The following is a 16,526-nucleotide window of genomic DNA, read 5'->3' on the forward strand; positions in this document are numbered from 1 at the left end:
GGGTTGGGTTGTAGGTTGGAACTTAGGGCTGCCGCAAGTTCCACAGCGAGCCGAAAGCCCAGTTACAAAAAAATAACAAAAACGAGCGAGGACTGTCCGAAGCGCTAGCCCTAAGTTCCAACCTACAAGCCAACCCGACCGAGGTCCCCGTCCAGAAACCAGTCCATAGATCAGAAATAGCCTAAACAAATGGAGCAAATTAACCGAAGAGAAGAGCTGAAGTTACACTGGTATGTAGTATGAGTTTTGAAGGCACAAAACAACCCAAGAGTCGCCGTATTCTAGTAATCGACGACGATAAAGACAGCTTAGAGATTCTTTTGGAACCTCTGAGATGGGAAGGCTATGACGCTCGTGGAGTCACTTCGGATACCGAAGCCCACAAGTTGATCGAGTCATGGATTCCTCATGTCGTTATTTTGGATTGGATGGCGCCGTCGATGGCGGGGCTCAAAGTTTTGAGAGCCGTGCGTGAGCGTCTTTCTCACGTGTCTTGCGTCTTCGTGTCAGAAAACTCCAGCACCGAGGCGATCATTGAAGCCCTGGATGCCGGAGCTGACGATTACATCGTAAAACCTTTCGTTCCTCTTGAATTATTAGCACGCATTCGTACGCAATTGCGCATCCGCGATTTGCACGAACAACTTCTTTTTGCCAACGAAAAACTTAAAGAGCTTGTAGATACCGATGATCTCACCGGTCTTTATAACATGCGTTCTTTGTATCAACGTTTGGACTTCGAGATGGAGCGTGGACGTCGATTCCATCGTGACGTTTGTGTCGTGATGATGGACATGGACTATTTTAAAACCGTGAATGACGGGCATGATCATCTTTTTGGAAGTTACGTGCTTTCGGAAGTGGGAAAAATCATTCGCGCGAACACTCGCAACGTCGATATTCCAGCTCGTTACGGTGGAGATGAATTCTTGGTTGTTTTGACGGAAACGAATCACGAAGGTGCTACGTACTTCTGTGAACGTCTGCGTGAAAATATCCAAAAAACGACATTCAAAAATGGCGAGGACTCGATCAAACTCACGGCTTCTGTGGGATTTGCGATTACAATTCCAGGTGAGAATATCAGCGCTCGCGAGCTTGTGCGCCGTGCGGACCATGCGCTTTACGAAGCGAAACGCAGTGGCCGTAATCAAGTTTGTTACTACAAACCCGAAGTCGCTCCTGTTGTCGATTTGAAGTCTGCTCAGCAAAAACGCCGAAAAGCAGCAGGTTAATTATTGACGAACCGAGGGTGATCGTCGAAAACCCTTTATATGGCAAACTCCGTGACATCTTCAGATACAATTCGCAATCGTGCCGCGTGGATTTCAGCGTTGGCAAGTTTCACTATTTTTGGTTTGAAGCTGGGAGCCTATAAAATCACAGGATCAACAGCCGTCCTTTCCGATGCGCTTGAAAGTATCGTGAATGTGATCGCTTCTTTGGTGGCTTTGTTTGTTATTCGTTTTGCATCTCAACCTGCCGATCACGAACATCCTTATGGGCACGGAAAAGCAGAATCATTTTCTTCGGCATTTGAAGGCGGGATGATCTTTTTCGCCGCCATCATGATTATTGGTGAGGCGGTCAAAGCTTTAATCAATCACGAGCCCACTCAGCAACTGGAAATGGGTTTGCTGATTGTTGGGGGAGCGGCTTTGGTCAATCTGGCTTTAGGATTGTATCTCAAACGTGTGGGCAAGACGCATCACTCTGAAGCCTTAAGAGCTAGTGGTGCGCATGTTATTTCTGACGTTCTCACCACAGCAGGAGTCATGGTGGGCTTGGGACTTGTGATGCTCACAGGGCTTCAGTGGCTCGACCCTGTGGTGGCGATTCTTGTCGGTCTTCAGTTGGCGTATTCAGGATACACCATCGTTCGTTCGTCTTTGGGAATCTTAATGGATGAACAAGATGAGGATATCTTAGAAAATTTGGCGGAAGCTTTAAGAAAAAATCGCGTGCCGGGCATCATCGACATTCATCACTTAAGAACAATTCGTTCGGGTCGTTTTCATCATGTGGATGCGCACATGGTGGTGCCTGAATATTGGGATGTAACTCAGGCTCATGAAGTGACTCATGCGTTTGAAAACCGAGTGGTTGCCGACTACGATTTTGATGGAGAGTTGGCTTTTCATCTCGACCCCTGTAAAAAATCCTACTGTTCAGCTTGTGACGTCGAAAATTGCCCTATCCGTTTGCAGCCCTTTAAGGAAGGTCATCCTTTCACAGTGAAAAGCTTGACCGGCGGGCCGCACCCGACTAATCAGGTGGCCTATGACAAGTCCGGTTCCTCGCAGAAGAATTAATATTACGAAAGACCTTCCTAAACAAAACGCTTACACGTTGGCATTGAACGGTGAGTATTCTCACGTTGCATTTGACGAGCTACGTGCTCCCAACAACAAAGGCAAATGGCGTTCTGATGTTTTTAAAGTCGACAGCGCTTTGCCGATGGATGTGGAAGTGGGAACGGGTAATGGAACTTACTTTGCTCATCATGCACAAACTCATGCAAATCGTTTGCTCGTGGGATTGGAACTTAAGTACAAACCTTTGATTCAAACAATCCGTCGTGCTGTGACGGCAGGCTGCAAGAACGCGGCGATTGCACGTTTCCATGCTTTCAATATTGACGAGCTTTTTACTGAAGGTGAAATCGACAACGTTTACGTTCATTTCCCGGATCCATGGACGTCGCCGAAGAAACCTAAAAATCGTTTCGTGTGTAAGCAGAATTTAGATGTTTTGAATCGCTTGCAAAAGCCGGGTTCTTTTATCAACTTCAAGACGGATTCTTTGGATTATTTCTTGTGGGCGATGGATGAGATTCGCGAATCCAAATATAAAATTATTTTTGAAACGCAGGATCTACACAACTCAGAAATGAAAGCTCAAAACTTTGAAACGGCTTTTGAAAAGATCTTCATGCGTGAGGGCATTAAGATCAACATGGTCCGTTTACAAAAAGTGTAATTCCATTATGGCAAAGCGGTCTGCTTTGCCATTTCCTCGATAAACTGTCTTCCAGACTCTGACAAATGCGTAAAACGAACTCCGTAGCGGATGTAAATGCTGTCCGAGCCGGGGAGTTTTACTTTACGCACGGAAACCACAATGCCGCGGGCATCGGATTTATTATCCGTAAGAGTTTCTTGAAATTTGATGTGCAGATTTTCATTCAAATCGCACTTTGCCGACCGAACAATAAACGCCAAACCGGTTCTTGAAATATCTGGACAGAAAACTTGGAAACCGCCGTTTTTCCCAATGGAAACAAAAACTTTTCCGCAAGCAAAGCGCGGTGATTTTCTGCGAATGTGAACGTCAGGAAGCTTTTCATCGGAGATCTTTTTATAATTCTCTAACGACTTCGGCGAAAACTCTTCCCAGTCGATGATCTTTTGCCAGGGACCGTGCGGTGTTTTTGAAAGAAGACTTTGCTCTGTCAGTTTTTGCGAGTGAATCAAAGACAACACTTCCAAGTATTTCAAACGCTGATTGGAGCGTTCCTTTTCATACCAATAAACGGGTGTCAGAATCGGAAAGTTTTCCGGTGTGACAAACGAAGAAGCTTGAGTCTCTTCACTCAAATCATCCGAGATCAGCCCCACTGCGAAGTGGCCTTCTTGTTCTTTGTTATTCTGTGTTTCAGAAGGGCCTTCTAAATCTGAAAAATCCGGATGTTGAATAAGCATCATCCATTCATTCGTTTGATTGTTAAGAATCATGTCGAACAAACTGATTTTTCCAGAGCGAACTCCAGAAAGAATGTCCTTTTCAGAGAGAGGACCCAGTTTTAACTTTCCCGTCGTCAGATAATAGCCAGCCACGGCGAACCATCCTTGTCATACGTTCCGAGTGTGGTCATACCAAATATTTCACTTTCTTTTCGGCATTTTTGGTCCTGTTCTTAAGGATTCCGGGACAAGGTCCAGCGTTAAATTGCAGCCCTAAGAAAAACAAGCAACGGGTTTATAATAGGCGACAGCGGGAGGTGAATATGAAAACCTTTCTCTTTATTTTCATTCTGAGTTCAGCGGCCTCGGCAGCAATTCCGCCGGGAAGAGACAACCCGGAATTTATTGCCCCGAATGAATCCTTAACAGTCTTACGAGGCTCGACAACTTTATGTACGAGTGAAAGTCCTATGGGAGGACATCGAGGTCTTTCGTTTATTCAGTTGGGAAAAGGAAAGTGCCCTCAACACATCTCAACCCCTGTCGGTTGGGATCGTCCTGAAGAAGACCCGACTTCGCCAGGAATTCCTTTTAAGGGCCGTGGTCTTTGATTCTACCAGTAAGTCGCATCCACCGTGATGTCGCCAAAGACTTCGGTTTGGCAACTAATGCGCATGCCCGATGGAATATTATTGGTTTCCTTAAGGAAAACTTCCGTCTCGTTCTCTCCCGATAAGTTTTCTCCACCCTCTACGATGATGATTTTGCATTTAGCGCAAACGCCATCGCCGTCACAACTTGAAGCAACAGGAAGGCCTGCATCAAGCAGAGACTTCATCAGGTTTGCACCGTGGGAAACCTCATAGGGTGGTCGATTCTTTTTAAACGAAATCAAAGGCATGGCTCATTGTAGCTGACGCAGTCCAAAACGTGCAAAGAACTAATGAAAACAACTTTGTTTGTTGATAGCCTAGGGGCGTAAATATTGCCTATTTTGTGAGGAAATCTATGACACAAGATCAAAAAGTAGAAAACGTTATCATCATCGGTTCTGGCCCTGCAGGTCTGACATCTGCGGTTTACACTTCTCGCGCGAACCTTGAGCCACTCATGATCGAAGGCGAAGAAGCCGGCGGTCAGTTGATGACAACAACAGAAGTTGAAAACTTCCCTGGCTTTGAGCACGGAATCACGGGACCCGACTTGATCACTGTGATGAGAAAACAAGCGGAGAGATTTGGAACGCGCTTCCTCACTCGCAACGTGACGAAAGTGGATTTCTCTCAACGTCCTTTCAAAATTTGGGTGGGCGACAAATTGCATTTGGCAAAAGCTGTGATCATTTCAACAGGTGCGAGTGCAAAATACTTGGGTCTACCTTCTGAGAAACAATACGCCAATCGCGGTGTTTCGGCGTGTGCAACTTGTGATGGTGCTTTCTTCCGCAATCAAGAAATCGGCGTTGTCGGTGGCGGTGATACAGCGATGGAAGAAGCTCAATTCCTGACTCGTTTTGCTTCTAAAGTTTACTTGCTTCACAGACGCGATCACTTCCGCGCTTCTAAAATCATGGCAGAGCGTGTGATGAAAAATCCGAAAATTGAAATCTTGTGGAATACCGAAGTGGCTGAAGTTTTGGGTGACGGCAAGAGCATGACAGGTGCCAAAATCAAAAGCACGGTCACTGGAGCTGTCAAAGAACTTCCAATCACGGGGTTATTCCTAGCCATTGGACATAAGCCTAATACGGACCTGTTTAAAGGAATGTTGGATATGAATGAGACAGGCTATTTGGTAACTCAACCAAATACCACTTATACTAATATTCCAGGTGTCTTTGCAGCCGGAGACGTGCAAGATCATGTATATCGTCAAGCGATCACAGCGGCGGGTACAGGTTGCATGGCAGCCATTGATGCTGAAAGATGGCTTGAGGCTCAAGCTTCTCACTAAGGAACGTATGAAGGATAAAAAGATCAACACCAAGGATTTAATCGAGAAGATCGAAAAGATGACGAAGGCGCGCATCGCGAGCCAAGACGTTGTCTCTTTGGATTCATTTCGTGAAGCAAAAAAGAAACTCGACCCCAAAGTTATTCTGGTCATTGAAGATGACGAGACAATGCGTTTGGCGATGAAGAGAATCCTTGAAAGCGAAGGTTACGTGACGAAGCTTGCAGCAGACGGCACAGAACTTTCAACAGCTTTGGATGACCACCCGGTGGATTTGATCTTGATGGACGTGGGCCTTCCATGGGTGAACGGTTTTGAGCTTGCGCAGCTTTTAAAAGATCACAAAGACCTTAAAAAAATCCCATTGGTTTTCGTTTCTGGAAAAGCGTCTGAAGATGACATGAAAAAAGCCTTCGAGATCGGTGCTGATGATTATATCAAAAAACCTTTCGACGTTGAGAAACTTAAGAAGACAGTTCATACCCTTTTAAAGTTGAACGAATAATTAGGTCTCCATTTAAAAAGACTCAAAAGCCTTCGTGATTTCGCGAAGGCTTTTTTATTTTTTGTGGGAAGTCTTATGGACGAAGGTATTGTTCCATAATGAGATTCAAAAGTACTTCCATACTTTCCCAATAATTTACAAAGAAAATAGTGAGCAGGAGGATGTTTTACTGGTTAAAATAGAAGGCTCATGGCACGTCGAACACTGGTCGTTTTATTCTTAGTTCTTTTAGGAGCTGTTTTTGCTCTTGTCCTTTCTAACAAAGGCGAGACACCAGAGTTCCATACAGTTTCTGAAAATCAGGAAGAAGCGCAATCTTCTAAAACTCCGACCCCTGAAAATTCCCCGGCAGCAACAACGCAAGTCACGGAAGTGGCCTCTTCAGAACAACCTCAAGGAATGCCAGCGCGTGGAAAGATTCGTGATCTTAAATCCATTCGCGGCGCTAAAACCATCAATACGAAAAATGCAAATCTTGAAGAAGTTGGTTTGTTTGCAGATTCACGCTGGAAGCTTTGGAATGGCGTGAGTGCAATTTCAAAATCGGCGGGTAGAAAGCCTCAAGGAAATATCCTCGGTGAGGTGAACGGTTATTATCTCGTGGAAGAAGAAGCTGCGGTTAACGATTTCAAAAATTTCTCATCAGCACATCCTTTGGTTGTGATGGATACCCGCTTGGATGAAGTGGGGATCGTCACAGGAGTCTTCACGGTCACTCTTAAAGAAGGTGTTTCACCGGATATTTTAACTCAAGCATCGGGCTTAAAAGTTTTAAATTCGTTCCCCAATATTCGTACGTATTTCGTGACGTCTTCTCAGGAGCCTTTTGATTTGCAGTCTTTTCAAGACGCTCTCAAAAATGAGGCCTCTGTTGAGGAAGTTAAAATGGAAGTGTTGAGTCGTCGGTATGAGAAGAATTAGTAAAAAGACTCAAGCTTTATGTGCGTTGTTTGTGGTGAGTCTCATCACAGGGGTGTTCTTTACGAACTGTGCGGAAAACGGATTTAAAGTTTCGGGCGATCCTAAGACGGCCGATCCGTTTTTAGATATGGCTTGGCATATCAGCAACACCGCCCAGAAAGTTTTTTCAGTAGATTCAGGTGAGTCAGGAAATGATTTAAACCTTCTACAAACGTGGCTCAGCGGCATTAGTGGTAAGGGAATTAAAATTCTTATTTCTGATGATGGCGTAGAAGACACGCATGAAGATTTGAAAGCGAATTATCTTTATACAGGTGTTTCGAAAGATTATACAAAGGGCTCTCCATATCTTGCGAATTCCTCGCCACCGAAAGCCACTGATGACAACCACGGGACGGCGGTGGCAGGTCTTGCCGCCGCGGCAGCAGCCAATGGCAAGGGCAGTAAAGGTGTCGCTTTTGAAGCCTCTTTGGCTTCTGCAAATTTTTTGTCCTCTGCAGTGGTACAGTCAGAAGCCGCGTTGGTGGACCAAGCAGGCGGAGCTTTTGATATTTTCAGTATGAGTTGGGGATCGGCACAAAACAGTTTGATCACTCCGGTGGCGACTTTCCAATCACAAATGCGTTCGGGTGCCCTGAGTGGTCGTTCAGGAAAAGGCGCGATCTATGTTAAGTCTGCGGGCAATGACTTTATGGTGCATTGCAAAGGCTCGACCTCTGAATACTGCGTTGGGAACGCCAATTTCGATTCGGACAATAGCACGCCTTATACAATTCTAACGGCGGCGTTGAACGCTTCCGGTTATGCTGCAAGTTACTCTTCGCCAGGATCCAACGTGTGGATTTCTTCCTTCGGCGGAGAGTTTGGCGACGACTCGCCTGCGATGATCACAACGGATCGCATGGGATGCACAAAAGGCTTCTCGACTTCAACGATTTCAGGAAAGCTAGAGTTTGAACGTGGAGGATTGGGAAACACTAATTGCAATTACACGGCGACATTCAACGGAACTTCGGCGGCGGCCCCGGTGTTGAGTGGCTCTATCGCTCTTTTGTTGCAGGCAAATCCGAACTTAAGCTGGCGTGATATAAAATATATTTTAGCGAAGACGGCGGTGCCAGTTCACTACACAACGTCAGGTTCTATTTCTCATCCCAAACCGTCAGAGCCCATTCCGTCTGGCGCCGTGTGGGAACAAGTGTGGGTGCAAAACGGAGCCGGTTTTAAATTTCACAATTGGTATGGATTCGGACGAGTGAATGTGGATGCCGCTGTTGCGATGGCGAGGTCCTATACCTCTCCGTTTAACTCTTATGTTGAGACAAACTGGGTGGACGATCGAAGCGGGTTGAATCTAGGTATTCCGGATAACAGTGCTACAGGTGCTTCAGACACCATGTTTGTAAATACGAATATCAAAATTGAATCTGTGCAGCTTCGCGTGTGGGTGACACACACAAATATTGCAAATCTCGCGCTGGAACTGACATCACCAAGCGGTACAAAAAGTATTGTGATTAACATGAACAATGCTCTTCGCAATGTTGCAAATTATCAGGGCGAAGTTTTCTTAACGAATGCTTTTTATCGAGAGAACTCTCAAGGTAATTGGACAGTGAAGGTTATCGACGGTACCGCCACCCATACAGGAACGCTCACTAGGTGGTCTTTAAATTTCACTGGAAGCAATTAATTCCCGACAAACATTGAAGAGATACAACGAGTTTCATAATTTCCAGAATAGAAAGTCGTACTGCCGACTCTTGTGAAAACTTTTGTCGTTGGATTGTAGCTGAATTTTTCAATGTTATAGGGCGCATTTCCTGTCGTCAGGTTTGTAGAAACAGTGCTGCCAGTCGCGACATACAGATATCCTTTAGCTTCGTCGTAAGTCATCGCAGAGGCACCATAGATGACACTAGGGTTTTCAAAACCATTCACAGGATCACTGATGATATTGGAAGTCGCGGCATCGTCGATAGCATAAGAATACAACGAGTTTTGCAAAGCTGCATTTGTTCCAGCGTAAGAGACCACCATACGTTTAAACGCACTCATATAAGCGGAAGCCGTCGGATAAGCCGTTGCCCCCACTGTGGATTGATCGTCCAGACATCCGGAAGTACCGTTCCATCCTGTCGCGCCATTGATCACGCCAAGGCGATTGTTCGTTGCTGAAGATGCATTTTGTGAATGCGTATAGACGATATTGTATCCCGCCGTATTCGTTGTCGTTGGATAAGTGAGAAGAGAAGTGATATTCACAGCCGACGCCGAACAAGCTCCACCAGGGCTTTGCACCCAGGCATTTGTTCCGGTTCCTGCTTGGCGACCTTTACCGGCATCCAGTTTTTCAATCGCCGTTGTGCGGCTGATAAGGAATCCGTCAGCAACACTCATCACAAATTTTGCAGCTGATTGAAGTGCACCAATCGGGGCTGTTGTTGATGTGTTGTTATAGAAAGTCGTTCTTGCTCCATCGAGTTTTTTCTCGATAAGTTCAATTCGTCTTTGTCCTGTGTGCTCTAACAAGACCATCATATGTGTGTCGTCATAATTAGAAATACTCACCGGAGTTGTGCCTGTCGCCTCTGTGGCCTTGGTAAAGTCGGCGACACGGCCTTCATAAGCACCAGTCTCAAGGTTGACCTTAAAGATCACGTTGGATGCCGTGGAGGAAGTGTAAGTCGTATTCCCTGTGCCGGAATAGCAAAGTCCCGAAGCTACGTAAAGGTAGCGTGTCGATTGAGAGGACACAGTGTCTTCTTCAGGAACGGGCGGCTGACACGCAGAAATAAGTGCTGTGAGAGATCCTAAGAGAACGAAGTACTTCGCTGTACTCATATTGTTTTCTCCTTAACGTGCTTCAAAATAAGATATCGGAGCGATGTTAAGAATTCTTGATTTACAGTTTGGAAATCTAGACTAAGACTAGCCCGCGCTTCGGCGCACTTGATCTTGGTAAGCTACGTACGCTTTCAAAAGTGCATCCAGACGTAGAGTCATGGCAACGTCTTGCTCGATGAACATCAGACGGCGCGGATCGGTCATATCACCGACGATCTTGGCTCTGAAGAGCAGGCGTGCTTTAGAGGGATCAGCTTCAAAAGGATTGACGATGATCAAGTCAAAAGGCTTGTTTAAAAAATCTCGAGGGATTTCGTCTTCAAGCATGGTTCCGCTTAAAGAAATATTTTTTGAATGCGTGCGGAAAGAACGAATCTTAGAAACCAGAACGACTTCAATTTTGAAGTTGTGACGTGGATCACGACGACGGTCGGCCCCACTGGGTTCTTCTTTCGGAGCAGCTTCAGATGATTTTTTCTTTGTTGCTTCCGGTTTTACTTTTTTGATTTTCGAAAGATCCAGCTCATCGCCATTAAAATCCTTCACATGATAGCCACCGATTTCTTGATGTTTGATCGGCGCATCGCCCACAACGACTTGCGTGTAGGGACTGTCAGGATTGTTAGTGGCAGGAGCATTTTGTGTCGCTGTCAAAGTGTCTTGAGGAAGACCGCCTGGTTCCATCGGTTTTGGCGGTTGGGCCATCACGAAATATTTCTGATCGGATTCCAGGAATTCGCGAACGCAAACCCATTCTTCCCAACCTGGAGTCCAAAGAAAGTATTTGCCGGGATTTTTATCAGCAAGAGAAAGCAAGGCGACCTGAGCTTGAACTACAGACATAGGTTTCGTCTGCGTTTTTGTCTCAGCATCGTAGATAATCCAAACTTTTCCCTGTGTTTTCATAGACTCCCCAAGCAACACATGTCTTAGGGGAGTTATCGGAAAAAAGAGGTAACTTCTTTACACTCGAATGCAGGCTGCGATGTGGTCTTTGGATTTTTCTTCCAAAGGCGGGACGATCGTCTTGCACTCTTCAATCGCCATAGGGCAACGAGGGTGGAAGTGGCAACCTGTCGGAGGATTGATTGGTGAAGGAACGTCGCCAGTCAAAATGATACGCTCGTCTTTACGGCGAGGATCTGGAACTGGGATCGCTGACATAAGGGCTTTCGTATAGGGATGTTTTGGATTGCGGTAAAGTTCTTCCGCTTCCGCCATCTCAACGATTTTACCTAAGTACATCACCGCCACTTTAGTTGAAACGTGTTCAACGACTTTTAAGTCATGGGCGATGAAGATGTAAGTCAGACCGAGCTTTTGTTGAAGCTCCATCAAAAGATTGATGACTTGCGCTTGGATGGAAACGTCCAAAGCAGAAACAGGCTCGTCACACACGATCAATTCAGGATTCACGGCCAAAGCACGTGCGATACCCACACGTTGACGTTGTCCACCTGAGAACTCATGCGGATAACGATTCAAGTGTTCACGGCGAAGTCCCACAAGGTCGATCAATTCATGGATGCGATCCTGGCGGTCTTTTGCAGAACCATAAAGATTGTGAATGATCAGCGGTTCTTCAAGAATTGAACCGATAGTCATGCGTGGATTCAAAGAGGCAAATGGATCTTGGAAGATGATTTGCATTTTTTTACGCATATCACGAAGCTCTTCGCCTTGGATGTGCGTGATGTCTTTGCCGTTGTAAATAATATTTCCAGAAGTCGTATCGTGAAGACGAATCAAGCAACGACCTAAAGTGGATTTACCGCAACCGGATTCACCCACAAGGCCCAAAGTTTCACCTTTGTTCAATTGGAAAGACACACCTTGAACTGCTTTTACAGCAGCCACTTCACGGCTGAAAACTCCACCGTAAATAGGAAAGCTCTTCGTAACGTTTTCGACTTTCAAAAGAGGAGTGCTCATTATTTTTGTACCTCTTCACTCAACGGGTGATAGCAAGCCACTTTGTGAAGACCACGAAGATTTTCAAGGTTCGGGTAAGCAGCACGGCAGTCGTCTTGAACATAAGGGCAACGATCCGCAAAGCGGCAACCTTTAGGAAGGTTGTAGAGGCTTGGAACCATGCCTTTGATAGTCTTAAGCTCTTCAAGCTTGTGACCTGTTTCAAAGTGCGGAATAGAATCCAAAAGACCTTTTGTATACGGATGTTTTGGACGATAGAAAATATCTTCGACAGTTCCGAATTCAACAATACGGCCCGCATACATCACGGCAACTTCCTGGCACATCTCTGCGACAACGCCAAGGTCATGCGTGATCAAAATCATTCCTGCGCCGAAGTCTTTTTGCAACTTGCGCATCAAATCCAAAATCTGCGCTTGGATTGTTACGTCCAAAGCTGTTGTGGGTTCGTCGGCAATCAAAAGTTCCGGATTGCAGCTGATCGCCATTGCGATCATCACACGCTGTCTCATACCGCCTGAAAGTTGGTGCGGATATTCGTGGAAACGCTTTTCAGGAGCAGGAATACCTACTTTACGAAGCATTTCAATCGCGCGCTCGCGAGCTTGTTGTTTATTAAGATCTTTTTGGTGAAGCAAAATAGCTTCTTCGATTTGATCACCGATAGTGTAAACCGGATTCAAAGAAGTCATCGGCTCTTGGAAAATCATCGCGATTTCGTTACCGCGAATTTCTCTCATTTTATCATCGGACAGTTGGAGAAGGTCTTTCCCTTTAAAGAGAACCTTGCCGGATTGGATATTCCCAGGCTTTTGGATCAAACGCATCACCGAAAGAGAAGTTACGGATTTGCCGCAACCAGATTCTCCAACGATTCCAAGAGTTTGGCCTTTTTTTACAGAGAAGCTTACGTCGTCAACAGCCGTAAAAGCGCCGTCGTCGGTTTTAAAGCCCGTTTTAAGATTTTGAACCTCTAAAAGAAGATCGCTCACCGGAGATCACCCCCATTTGAAACCCCATCTTATATAGTTCACGCCGCCCTGAGGCAAGTCCACAAAAGGGGAGCAGGTCCTTTTTTCTAGCGAATATGCGTCATCTTTTCTGAGAGAGTTTCTGAAGGAGTTCAGGAAGCTCTCGATAGTGACTCAAAACTCCTCGCGGCTCATATTTTTGAAGAAGTTCCATGGAGGTGTATCCGAATTCAATCGCAATGGACGGAACATCCGCGCGCAGAGCTGAAAGAACGTCAGGAACTCCATCGCCAATCATAAAAGTATTCTCGGGAGTGTGGCCCACAAGCTTCATCATCGTTTGGAGAGGTAAGGGACTGGGTTTGCGCTCTTCCAAAGTGTCGGCCCCAAAGACATTCACCCACGGGAAACGGTCCAAGCCAAGGTGTTTGAGAATCGCTTTAGCGGGTCTTTCGTTTTTGTTGGTAATAATGGCCATGGGGCCCTGGTAACTTCCCAAGAAGTCTTCGACACCGGGAAAAATCTGAGTTCGATTGAACATCTCAGACTCGTAAATACGAAGAAACTCCATTTCAAGGTCGGTGATTTGCGCAGGCTCGAGGTTGTCGCCCATAAAAAGATCGGCGATAAGTTTTTTAAGACCTTCACCAATATGAGAAATAATAACTTCGTCACTGAGAGTTTTTTTCCCATGATTTTTCAGAGTGCGGTTCACCGCCACAACGATATCTGGAGCCGAATCAATCAAAGTGCCGTCGAGATCGAAAACAAGAAATGGGTTCATAGGCCCCCATCTTGCCGTCTTTCATTTTATTGGACAATCTCTAAATCGACTGATTGCAAGAGCAAGTCCGAGGCCTCATGTGTTTCCACCGTTACCGGGATGTCTTTCATAAGACCCGTGAGGCTTTTGCATGGGCCTATATTGATAAACCGAGTGACACCTTTTTCATTCACAAGGCATTGAATCGCTTTGGACCATTGAACAGCTTGCGTGATACAAAGTAAAAACTCCGCTTTGATAACATCAGGGTTCTCCAAAGCTTGGGCGCTCACGCTTGAAAAAATCGGCACACGGGGAGTGTAAGTGTTCACCGTTGCAAACTCACTGGCGACAACCTGTACATAGGGCAGAATGTAACGTGAATGGACAGGATAGTTGAGAATATCAATGATGTTCCAATTTTTTTCTTTCGCGAGTTCTTCCACTTTTAAAAGATCTTTATAGCGCCCGCCAATATTTAAAAAGCGAGGAGTCAAGCAAGAGACATCGACACAGATTTTTTCAAACCATTGATAGTCGGCGGCAGTAAAATTTTGTCCTCGTGGTGCAAGCACTCCAATATTTTTTCCGATTTTATCGATGCCATCAATTTTCTGAGTGAACCAAATATGATTATAGACCGCATCTTCAAAGCTGTAGCATTCTGCAAATACGGCACGTGCTAAATCACCTAACGAACAACCCATCACCCATTGGGGATCGCCGATTTGTTTTCTTAAGCGAAGCGCTACACCGACTTGAATACAGCAAATCGCGACTGCGGCAAGACTGATATTTTTTAAGGCATAGATTTCTTCAGCAGGAAGATTGAGAAATTCTTTGAAGCTGACGTGTTGGCCAAAGCGTTCGGCGATCACTTTCTCAGCTCGAGAGAAATGTTCTTGCACTTCTGGAAGGTGAGTAAAACGATTGCGATCTACTTTTCTAAGTAAAGCATTCAGGCCAGGAAAGATAAAAGCAATCATCAATTCAACTCCATTGTAGCGGACTCTGTCGTTGTCGGCAGCATTTGTGGAACCGCGTGAAAAGTGTGTTGGTATGGGGGAGCAAAATCAGGTTTTTCATCAAATTGAAGAATGAGATCCAACGCTTCTTTGCAGGCATTTTCAAACAGGTCTTCTTCCAGCTGACGAACCCATTTCAGCGCTTCAGGATTCAAAATATTTTTTTCGTTCAACGACGTATGAACCATGTGCGTATGTTCCGTTTCGTCCACCAGGATTCCTGAAATCGCATGAGCTACCCCGATGTCGTCCGTCCATTTCATGATTTCCGTGTAGTGTTTAAAAACTCTCATCTCCAGGCCCCAGGCTCCGTAAAGGTAAATGCTGTGGGGATCTTTGAAATTTTTCATTATGGAACTAAAAAAAAGAACTAAGTACTTCTCCAGCAAACGGCTCATGGCAAATTCGGCTTCTTTATAAGAAGACTTTGTCAGCCAAGAGCGACGTTGCAATAAGACACTTCGTTGAAGAAGTTTTGCATGGCGTATCTCGTCTTCGACATGCCCGGGCATTTCGGGAGGCAAAGGCAGGTTGCGGATCTTGAAAATGCGTTGCATGTGTTGGGCTGCGATCTCTTCACTTTTTCCTAAAACGTGAATCCAGGCTAGTGTCGCCCAAGGACGATCTCCCAACATCCACGTAAGGCGCGTGCTGGCTTTGCTAGAGGGTAAAAAGAAAGCATCACGGTTTTTAAAACGCGAAATGATTTCGGTCATGCGTTCAACCATCATCATGCACATTTCTTTTTCGATAATCTGGAGTTCCGTTAAAGATAGTCGTTTGTCTTCAGGAAGCTGCTGCCAAAACTTTTTCCCCAATTGAATGTGCCCAACTTCGTCATCCAAAACACTCTGCATGGCTTGACGAATGCGCGCGTCTTTTGTTTCCTGAATGTAAGCGGAATAAATTTGAAATGGGAATTGTTCAATAATTATGGCGCCGTGAACGTAAGCAACAAAGCGAGAGCGGGCCGTGGATAGAACAGCCGTGGCGAAATAACCTTTAATAAACGATTCAGCAATTGCACACAGGCGTCGGCGAAGATCTTGGTAGTCTCCGTTGAGAGTTTCAGGAAAAGGGCGGATTTTCAGAATCGTATCGCGATGGCGGGCCTCATCCGCCGCGTGAGCTTTAATTTCGTTCATGTATTCTTGCGGTGTGGATTGGGTGATATTTCCCAACACCTGTTCTGCCGCTAAATGTTCTAGGTGCGCCAAAGCCGTCAACCACGCCGATTCCATTTGCGGATCTTGTGTGACGAGTTCGACTAAGACTTGGATGGATTTCGTAAGGCTTTTCATTTTATTCTATGATCTCAAAGTCGACGCGACGATCCCGGGCATTCTGAACAGCCGAAGCAATGGAGTCAGAGTTTACGGGTCCTTTTCCGATGGCTTCTAGTTTATCTTCAGGAACTCCGTGAGAGATGAGGTAGCTGCGCACGCGATCGGCACGCGCCTGGGAAAGACGTTGGTTGTTTTGGATATTTCCCGTTGGATCGGACAACCCTTCAATGCGAATTTTTTCGAAAGAATTTGCCGTTTTTTTTATTTCGCTGGCGATTTCTTCAAGAGCTCGACGACTCGACGGAGAAAGTTCTGTACTGCCGACATTGAAACGAATGTTTTGAGAAAGCGTGATAAACTTTGTACTTTTCCTTAAGTCCTTGGAAGCTTCGGCCACCGTCAAAGTGCGAGTGCGAGGAGGTGATTGAACTTTTTTAGACGTGATATATTCCCGTTTCTCAAGATCTTGTGAGGCGCAAGCGCCCAGAATTAAAATCAAAGCAAGAGTGGCGCTGATTCTAGAAACAGATGTGTAAGACCTCATGGAAACCTCCTCGAATACGGAGTTTAAGCTGTTAGGCAAAATTAAACTGTGAAGGGTAAGCAGCATCAAATTAACTTCCTGTTAACTTCATCCTGG

At 45.6% G+C, this 16,526-nt stretch carries 18 protein-coding genes; 8 read left to right on the forward strand and 10 right to left on the reverse strand.

The window, feature by feature from the left end:
* Positions 1-239: 239 nt before the first annotated feature.
* Genes ACLSSO_RS01750 through trmB form a run of 3 tightly spaced genes read left to right on the forward strand, consistent with a single transcriptional unit; the run spans position 240 to position 2,979 of the window.
* Entirely contained in the window at positions 240-1,235 is a 996-nt protein-coding gene (locus tag ACLSSO_RS01750; protein ID WP_413943879.1) for a diguanylate cyclase, read from the forward strand.
* A 39-nt stretch (positions 1,236-1,274) separates the two neighbouring features.
* Positions 1,275-2,312 carry a cation diffusion facilitator family transporter gene (locus tag ACLSSO_RS01755; RefSeq protein WP_295900249.1) on the forward strand — a complete coding sequence of 346 codons (1,038 nt, stop codon included), beginning with the start codon at positions 1,275-1,277 and terminating at the stop codon, positions 2,310-2,312.
* A complete protein-coding gene (trmB, locus tag ACLSSO_RS01760; protein ID WP_413943880.1) occupies positions 2,281-2,979 on the forward strand; it encodes a tRNA (guanine(46)-N(7))-methyltransferase TrmB in 699 nt (232 codons plus the stop codon). Before ACLSSO_RS01755 ends, trmB begins: the two co-directional genes overlap by 32 nt.
* Before the next feature lie 5 nt (positions 2,980-2,984).
* Here trmB and ACLSSO_RS01765 read toward each other — a convergent pair whose 3' ends face one another.
* Positions 2,985-3,836 (reverse strand): PilZ domain-containing protein, encoded by an 852-nt coding sequence (locus ACLSSO_RS01765; RefSeq protein ID WP_413943881.1) that lies wholly within the window; start codon positions 3,834-3,836, stop codon positions 2,985-2,987.
* 170 nt (positions 3,837-4,006) lie between these two features.
* Between ACLSSO_RS01765 and ACLSSO_RS01770 the strand changes: the two genes are divergently transcribed.
* Positions 4,007-4,294: a hypothetical protein gene (locus ACLSSO_RS01770; RefSeq protein ID WP_295900245.1), complete on the forward strand. Its 288-nt coding sequence runs from the start codon at positions 4,007-4,009 to the stop codon at positions 4,292-4,294.
* A 2-nt stretch (positions 4,295-4,296) separates the two neighbouring features.
* Here ACLSSO_RS01770 and ACLSSO_RS01775 read toward each other — a convergent pair whose 3' ends face one another.
* Entirely contained in the window at positions 4,297-4,584 is a 288-nt protein-coding gene (locus ACLSSO_RS01775; protein ID WP_295900244.1) for a 2Fe-2S iron-sulfur cluster-binding protein, read from the reverse strand.
* 107 nt (positions 4,585-4,691) lie between these two features.
* Here ACLSSO_RS01775 and trxB point away from each other — a divergent pair, with 107 nt between their 5' ends.
* The 4 genes from trxB to ACLSSO_RS01795 all read left to right on the forward strand — a co-directional run bounded on the left by trxB (position 4,692) and on the right by ACLSSO_RS01795 (position 8,755).
* Positions 4,692-5,636, forward strand: coding sequence for a thioredoxin-disulfide reductase (gene trxB / locus ACLSSO_RS01780; protein WP_340590026.1), 945 nt, complete (start codon positions 4,692-4,694; stop codon positions 5,634-5,636).
* Positions 5,637-5,643: 7 nt separating this feature from the next.
* Positions 5,644-6,141 carry a response regulator gene (locus tag ACLSSO_RS01785; protein WP_295900242.1) on the forward strand — a complete coding sequence of 166 codons (498 nt, stop codon included), beginning with the start codon at positions 5,644-5,646 and terminating at the stop codon, positions 6,139-6,141.
* Between the two features lie 189 nt (positions 6,142-6,330).
* Entirely contained in the window at positions 6,331-7,062 is a 732-nt protein-coding gene (locus ACLSSO_RS01790; RefSeq protein ID WP_413943882.1) for a hypothetical protein, read from the forward strand.
* Positions 7,049-8,755 carry a S8 family peptidase gene (locus ACLSSO_RS01795; protein ID WP_295900240.1) on the forward strand — a complete coding sequence of 569 codons (1,707 nt, stop codon included), beginning with the start codon at positions 7,049-7,051 and terminating at the stop codon, positions 8,753-8,755. The genes ACLSSO_RS01790 and ACLSSO_RS01795 overlap by 14 nt, the downstream gene beginning before the upstream one ends.
* Here ACLSSO_RS01795 and ACLSSO_RS01800 read toward each other — a convergent pair.
* From ACLSSO_RS01800 to ACLSSO_RS01835, 8 genes are all read right to left on the reverse strand, one after another.
* Positions 8,752-9,906, reverse strand: a complete 1,155-nt coding sequence (locus tag ACLSSO_RS01800) for a hypothetical protein (RefSeq protein ID WP_295900239.1) — start codon at positions 9,904-9,906, stop codon at positions 8,752-8,754. The genes ACLSSO_RS01795 and ACLSSO_RS01800 overlap by 4 nt on opposite strands.
* Positions 9,907-9,993: 87 nt before the next feature.
* Positions 9,994-10,815, reverse strand: a complete 822-nt coding sequence (locus ACLSSO_RS01805) for a PilZ domain-containing protein (RefSeq protein ID WP_295900238.1) — start codon at positions 10,813-10,815, stop codon at positions 9,994-9,996.
* 57 nt (positions 10,816-10,872) lie between these two features.
* On the reverse strand, positions 10,873-11,841 hold the full coding sequence (locus ACLSSO_RS01810) for an ABC transporter ATP-binding protein (protein ID WP_295900237.1): 969 nt from the start codon (positions 11,839-11,841) through the stop codon (positions 10,873-10,875).
* Positions 11,841-12,833 (reverse strand): ABC transporter ATP-binding protein, encoded by a 993-nt coding sequence (locus tag ACLSSO_RS01815; RefSeq protein WP_295900236.1) that lies wholly within the window; start codon positions 12,831-12,833, stop codon positions 11,841-11,843. Before ACLSSO_RS01815 ends, ACLSSO_RS01810 begins: the two co-directional genes overlap by 1 nt.
* Before the next feature lie 100 nt (positions 12,834-12,933).
* Entirely contained in the window at positions 12,934-13,596 is a 663-nt protein-coding gene (locus ACLSSO_RS01820; RefSeq protein ID WP_413943883.1) for an HAD family hydrolase, read from the reverse strand.
* A gap of 26 nt (positions 13,597-13,622) precedes the next feature.
* Positions 13,623-14,561 carry an ACP S-malonyltransferase gene (locus ACLSSO_RS01825; protein WP_413943884.1) on the reverse strand — a complete coding sequence of 313 codons (939 nt, stop codon included), beginning with the start codon at positions 14,559-14,561 and terminating at the stop codon, positions 13,623-13,625.
* Positions 14,561-15,901: a ferritin-like domain-containing protein gene (locus ACLSSO_RS01830; RefSeq protein WP_413943885.1), complete on the reverse strand. Its 1,341-nt coding sequence runs from the start codon at positions 15,899-15,901 to the stop codon at positions 14,561-14,563. Before ACLSSO_RS01830 ends, ACLSSO_RS01825 begins: the two co-directional genes overlap by 1 nt.
* Before the next feature lies 1 nt (position 15,902).
* On the reverse strand, positions 15,903-16,430 hold the full coding sequence (locus ACLSSO_RS01835) for an OmpA family protein (RefSeq protein WP_295900232.1): 528 nt from the start codon (positions 16,428-16,430) through the stop codon (positions 15,903-15,905).
* Between the last annotated feature and the right edge of the window lie 96 nt (positions 16,431-16,526).

It is taken from the genome of Bdellovibrio sp. HCB-162 (assembly GCF_047344985.1).
Taxonomy (GTDB): Bacteria; Bdellovibrionota; Bdellovibrionia; order Bdellovibrionales; family Bdellovibrionaceae; genus Bdellovibrio.

Excerpts from the sequence above, each read along its gene's own strand:
- ACLSSO_RS01750 (WP_413943879.1), top strand. The coding sequence starts at position 240 with ATGAGTTTTGAAGGCACAAAACAACCCAAGAGTCGCCGTATTCTAGTA.
- ACLSSO_RS01755 (WP_295900249.1), top strand. The coding sequence starts at position 1,275 with ATGGCAAACTCCGTGACATCTTCAGATACAATTCGCAATCGTGCCGCG.
- trmB (WP_413943880.1), top strand. The coding sequence starts at position 2,281 with ATGACAAGTCCGGTTCCTCGCAGAAGAATTAATATTACGAAAGACCTT.
- ACLSSO_RS01770 (WP_295900245.1), top strand. The coding sequence starts at position 4,007 with ATGAAAACCTTTCTCTTTATTTTCATTCTGAGTTCAGCGGCCTCGGCA.
- ACLSSO_RS01775 (WP_295900244.1), bottom strand. The coding sequence starts at position 4,584 with ATGCCTTTGATTTCGTTTAAAAAGAATCGACCACCCTATGAGGTTTCC.
- trxB (WP_340590026.1), top strand. The coding sequence starts at position 4,692 with ATGACACAAGATCAAAAAGTAGAAAACGTTATCATCATCGGTTCTGGC.
- ACLSSO_RS01785 (WP_295900242.1), top strand. The coding sequence starts at position 5,644 with ATGAAGGATAAAAAGATCAACACCAAGGATTTAATCGAGAAGATCGAA.
- ACLSSO_RS01790 (WP_413943882.1), top strand. The coding sequence starts at position 6,331 with ATGGCACGTCGAACACTGGTCGTTTTATTCTTAGTTCTTTTAGGAGCT.
- ACLSSO_RS01795 (WP_295900240.1), top strand. The coding sequence starts at position 7,049 with ATGAGAAGAATTAGTAAAAAGACTCAAGCTTTATGTGCGTTGTTTGTG.
- ACLSSO_RS01800 (WP_295900239.1), bottom strand. The coding sequence starts at position 9,906 with ATGAGTACAGCGAAGTACTTCGTTCTCTTAGGATCTCTCACAGCACTT.
- ACLSSO_RS01805 (WP_295900238.1), bottom strand. The coding sequence starts at position 10,815 with ATGAAAACACAGGGAAAAGTTTGGATTATCTACGATGCTGAGACAAAA.
- ACLSSO_RS01810 (WP_295900237.1), bottom strand. The coding sequence starts at position 11,841 with ATGAGCACTCCTCTTTTGAAAGTCGAAAACGTTACGAAGAGCTTTCCT.
- ACLSSO_RS01820 (WP_413943883.1), bottom strand. The coding sequence starts at position 13,596 with ATGAACCCATTTCTTGTTTTCGATCTCGACGGCACTTTGATTGATTCG.
- ACLSSO_RS01825 (WP_413943884.1), bottom strand. The coding sequence starts at position 14,561 with ATGATTGCTTTTATCTTTCCTGGCCTGAATGCTTTACTTAGAAAAGTA.
- ACLSSO_RS01830 (WP_413943885.1), bottom strand. The coding sequence starts at position 15,901 with ATGAAAAGCCTTACGAAATCCATCCAAGTCTTAGTCGAACTCGTCACA.
- ACLSSO_RS01835 (WP_295900232.1), bottom strand. The coding sequence starts at position 16,430 with ATGAGGTCTTACACATCTGTTTCTAGAATCAGCGCCACTCTTGCTTTG.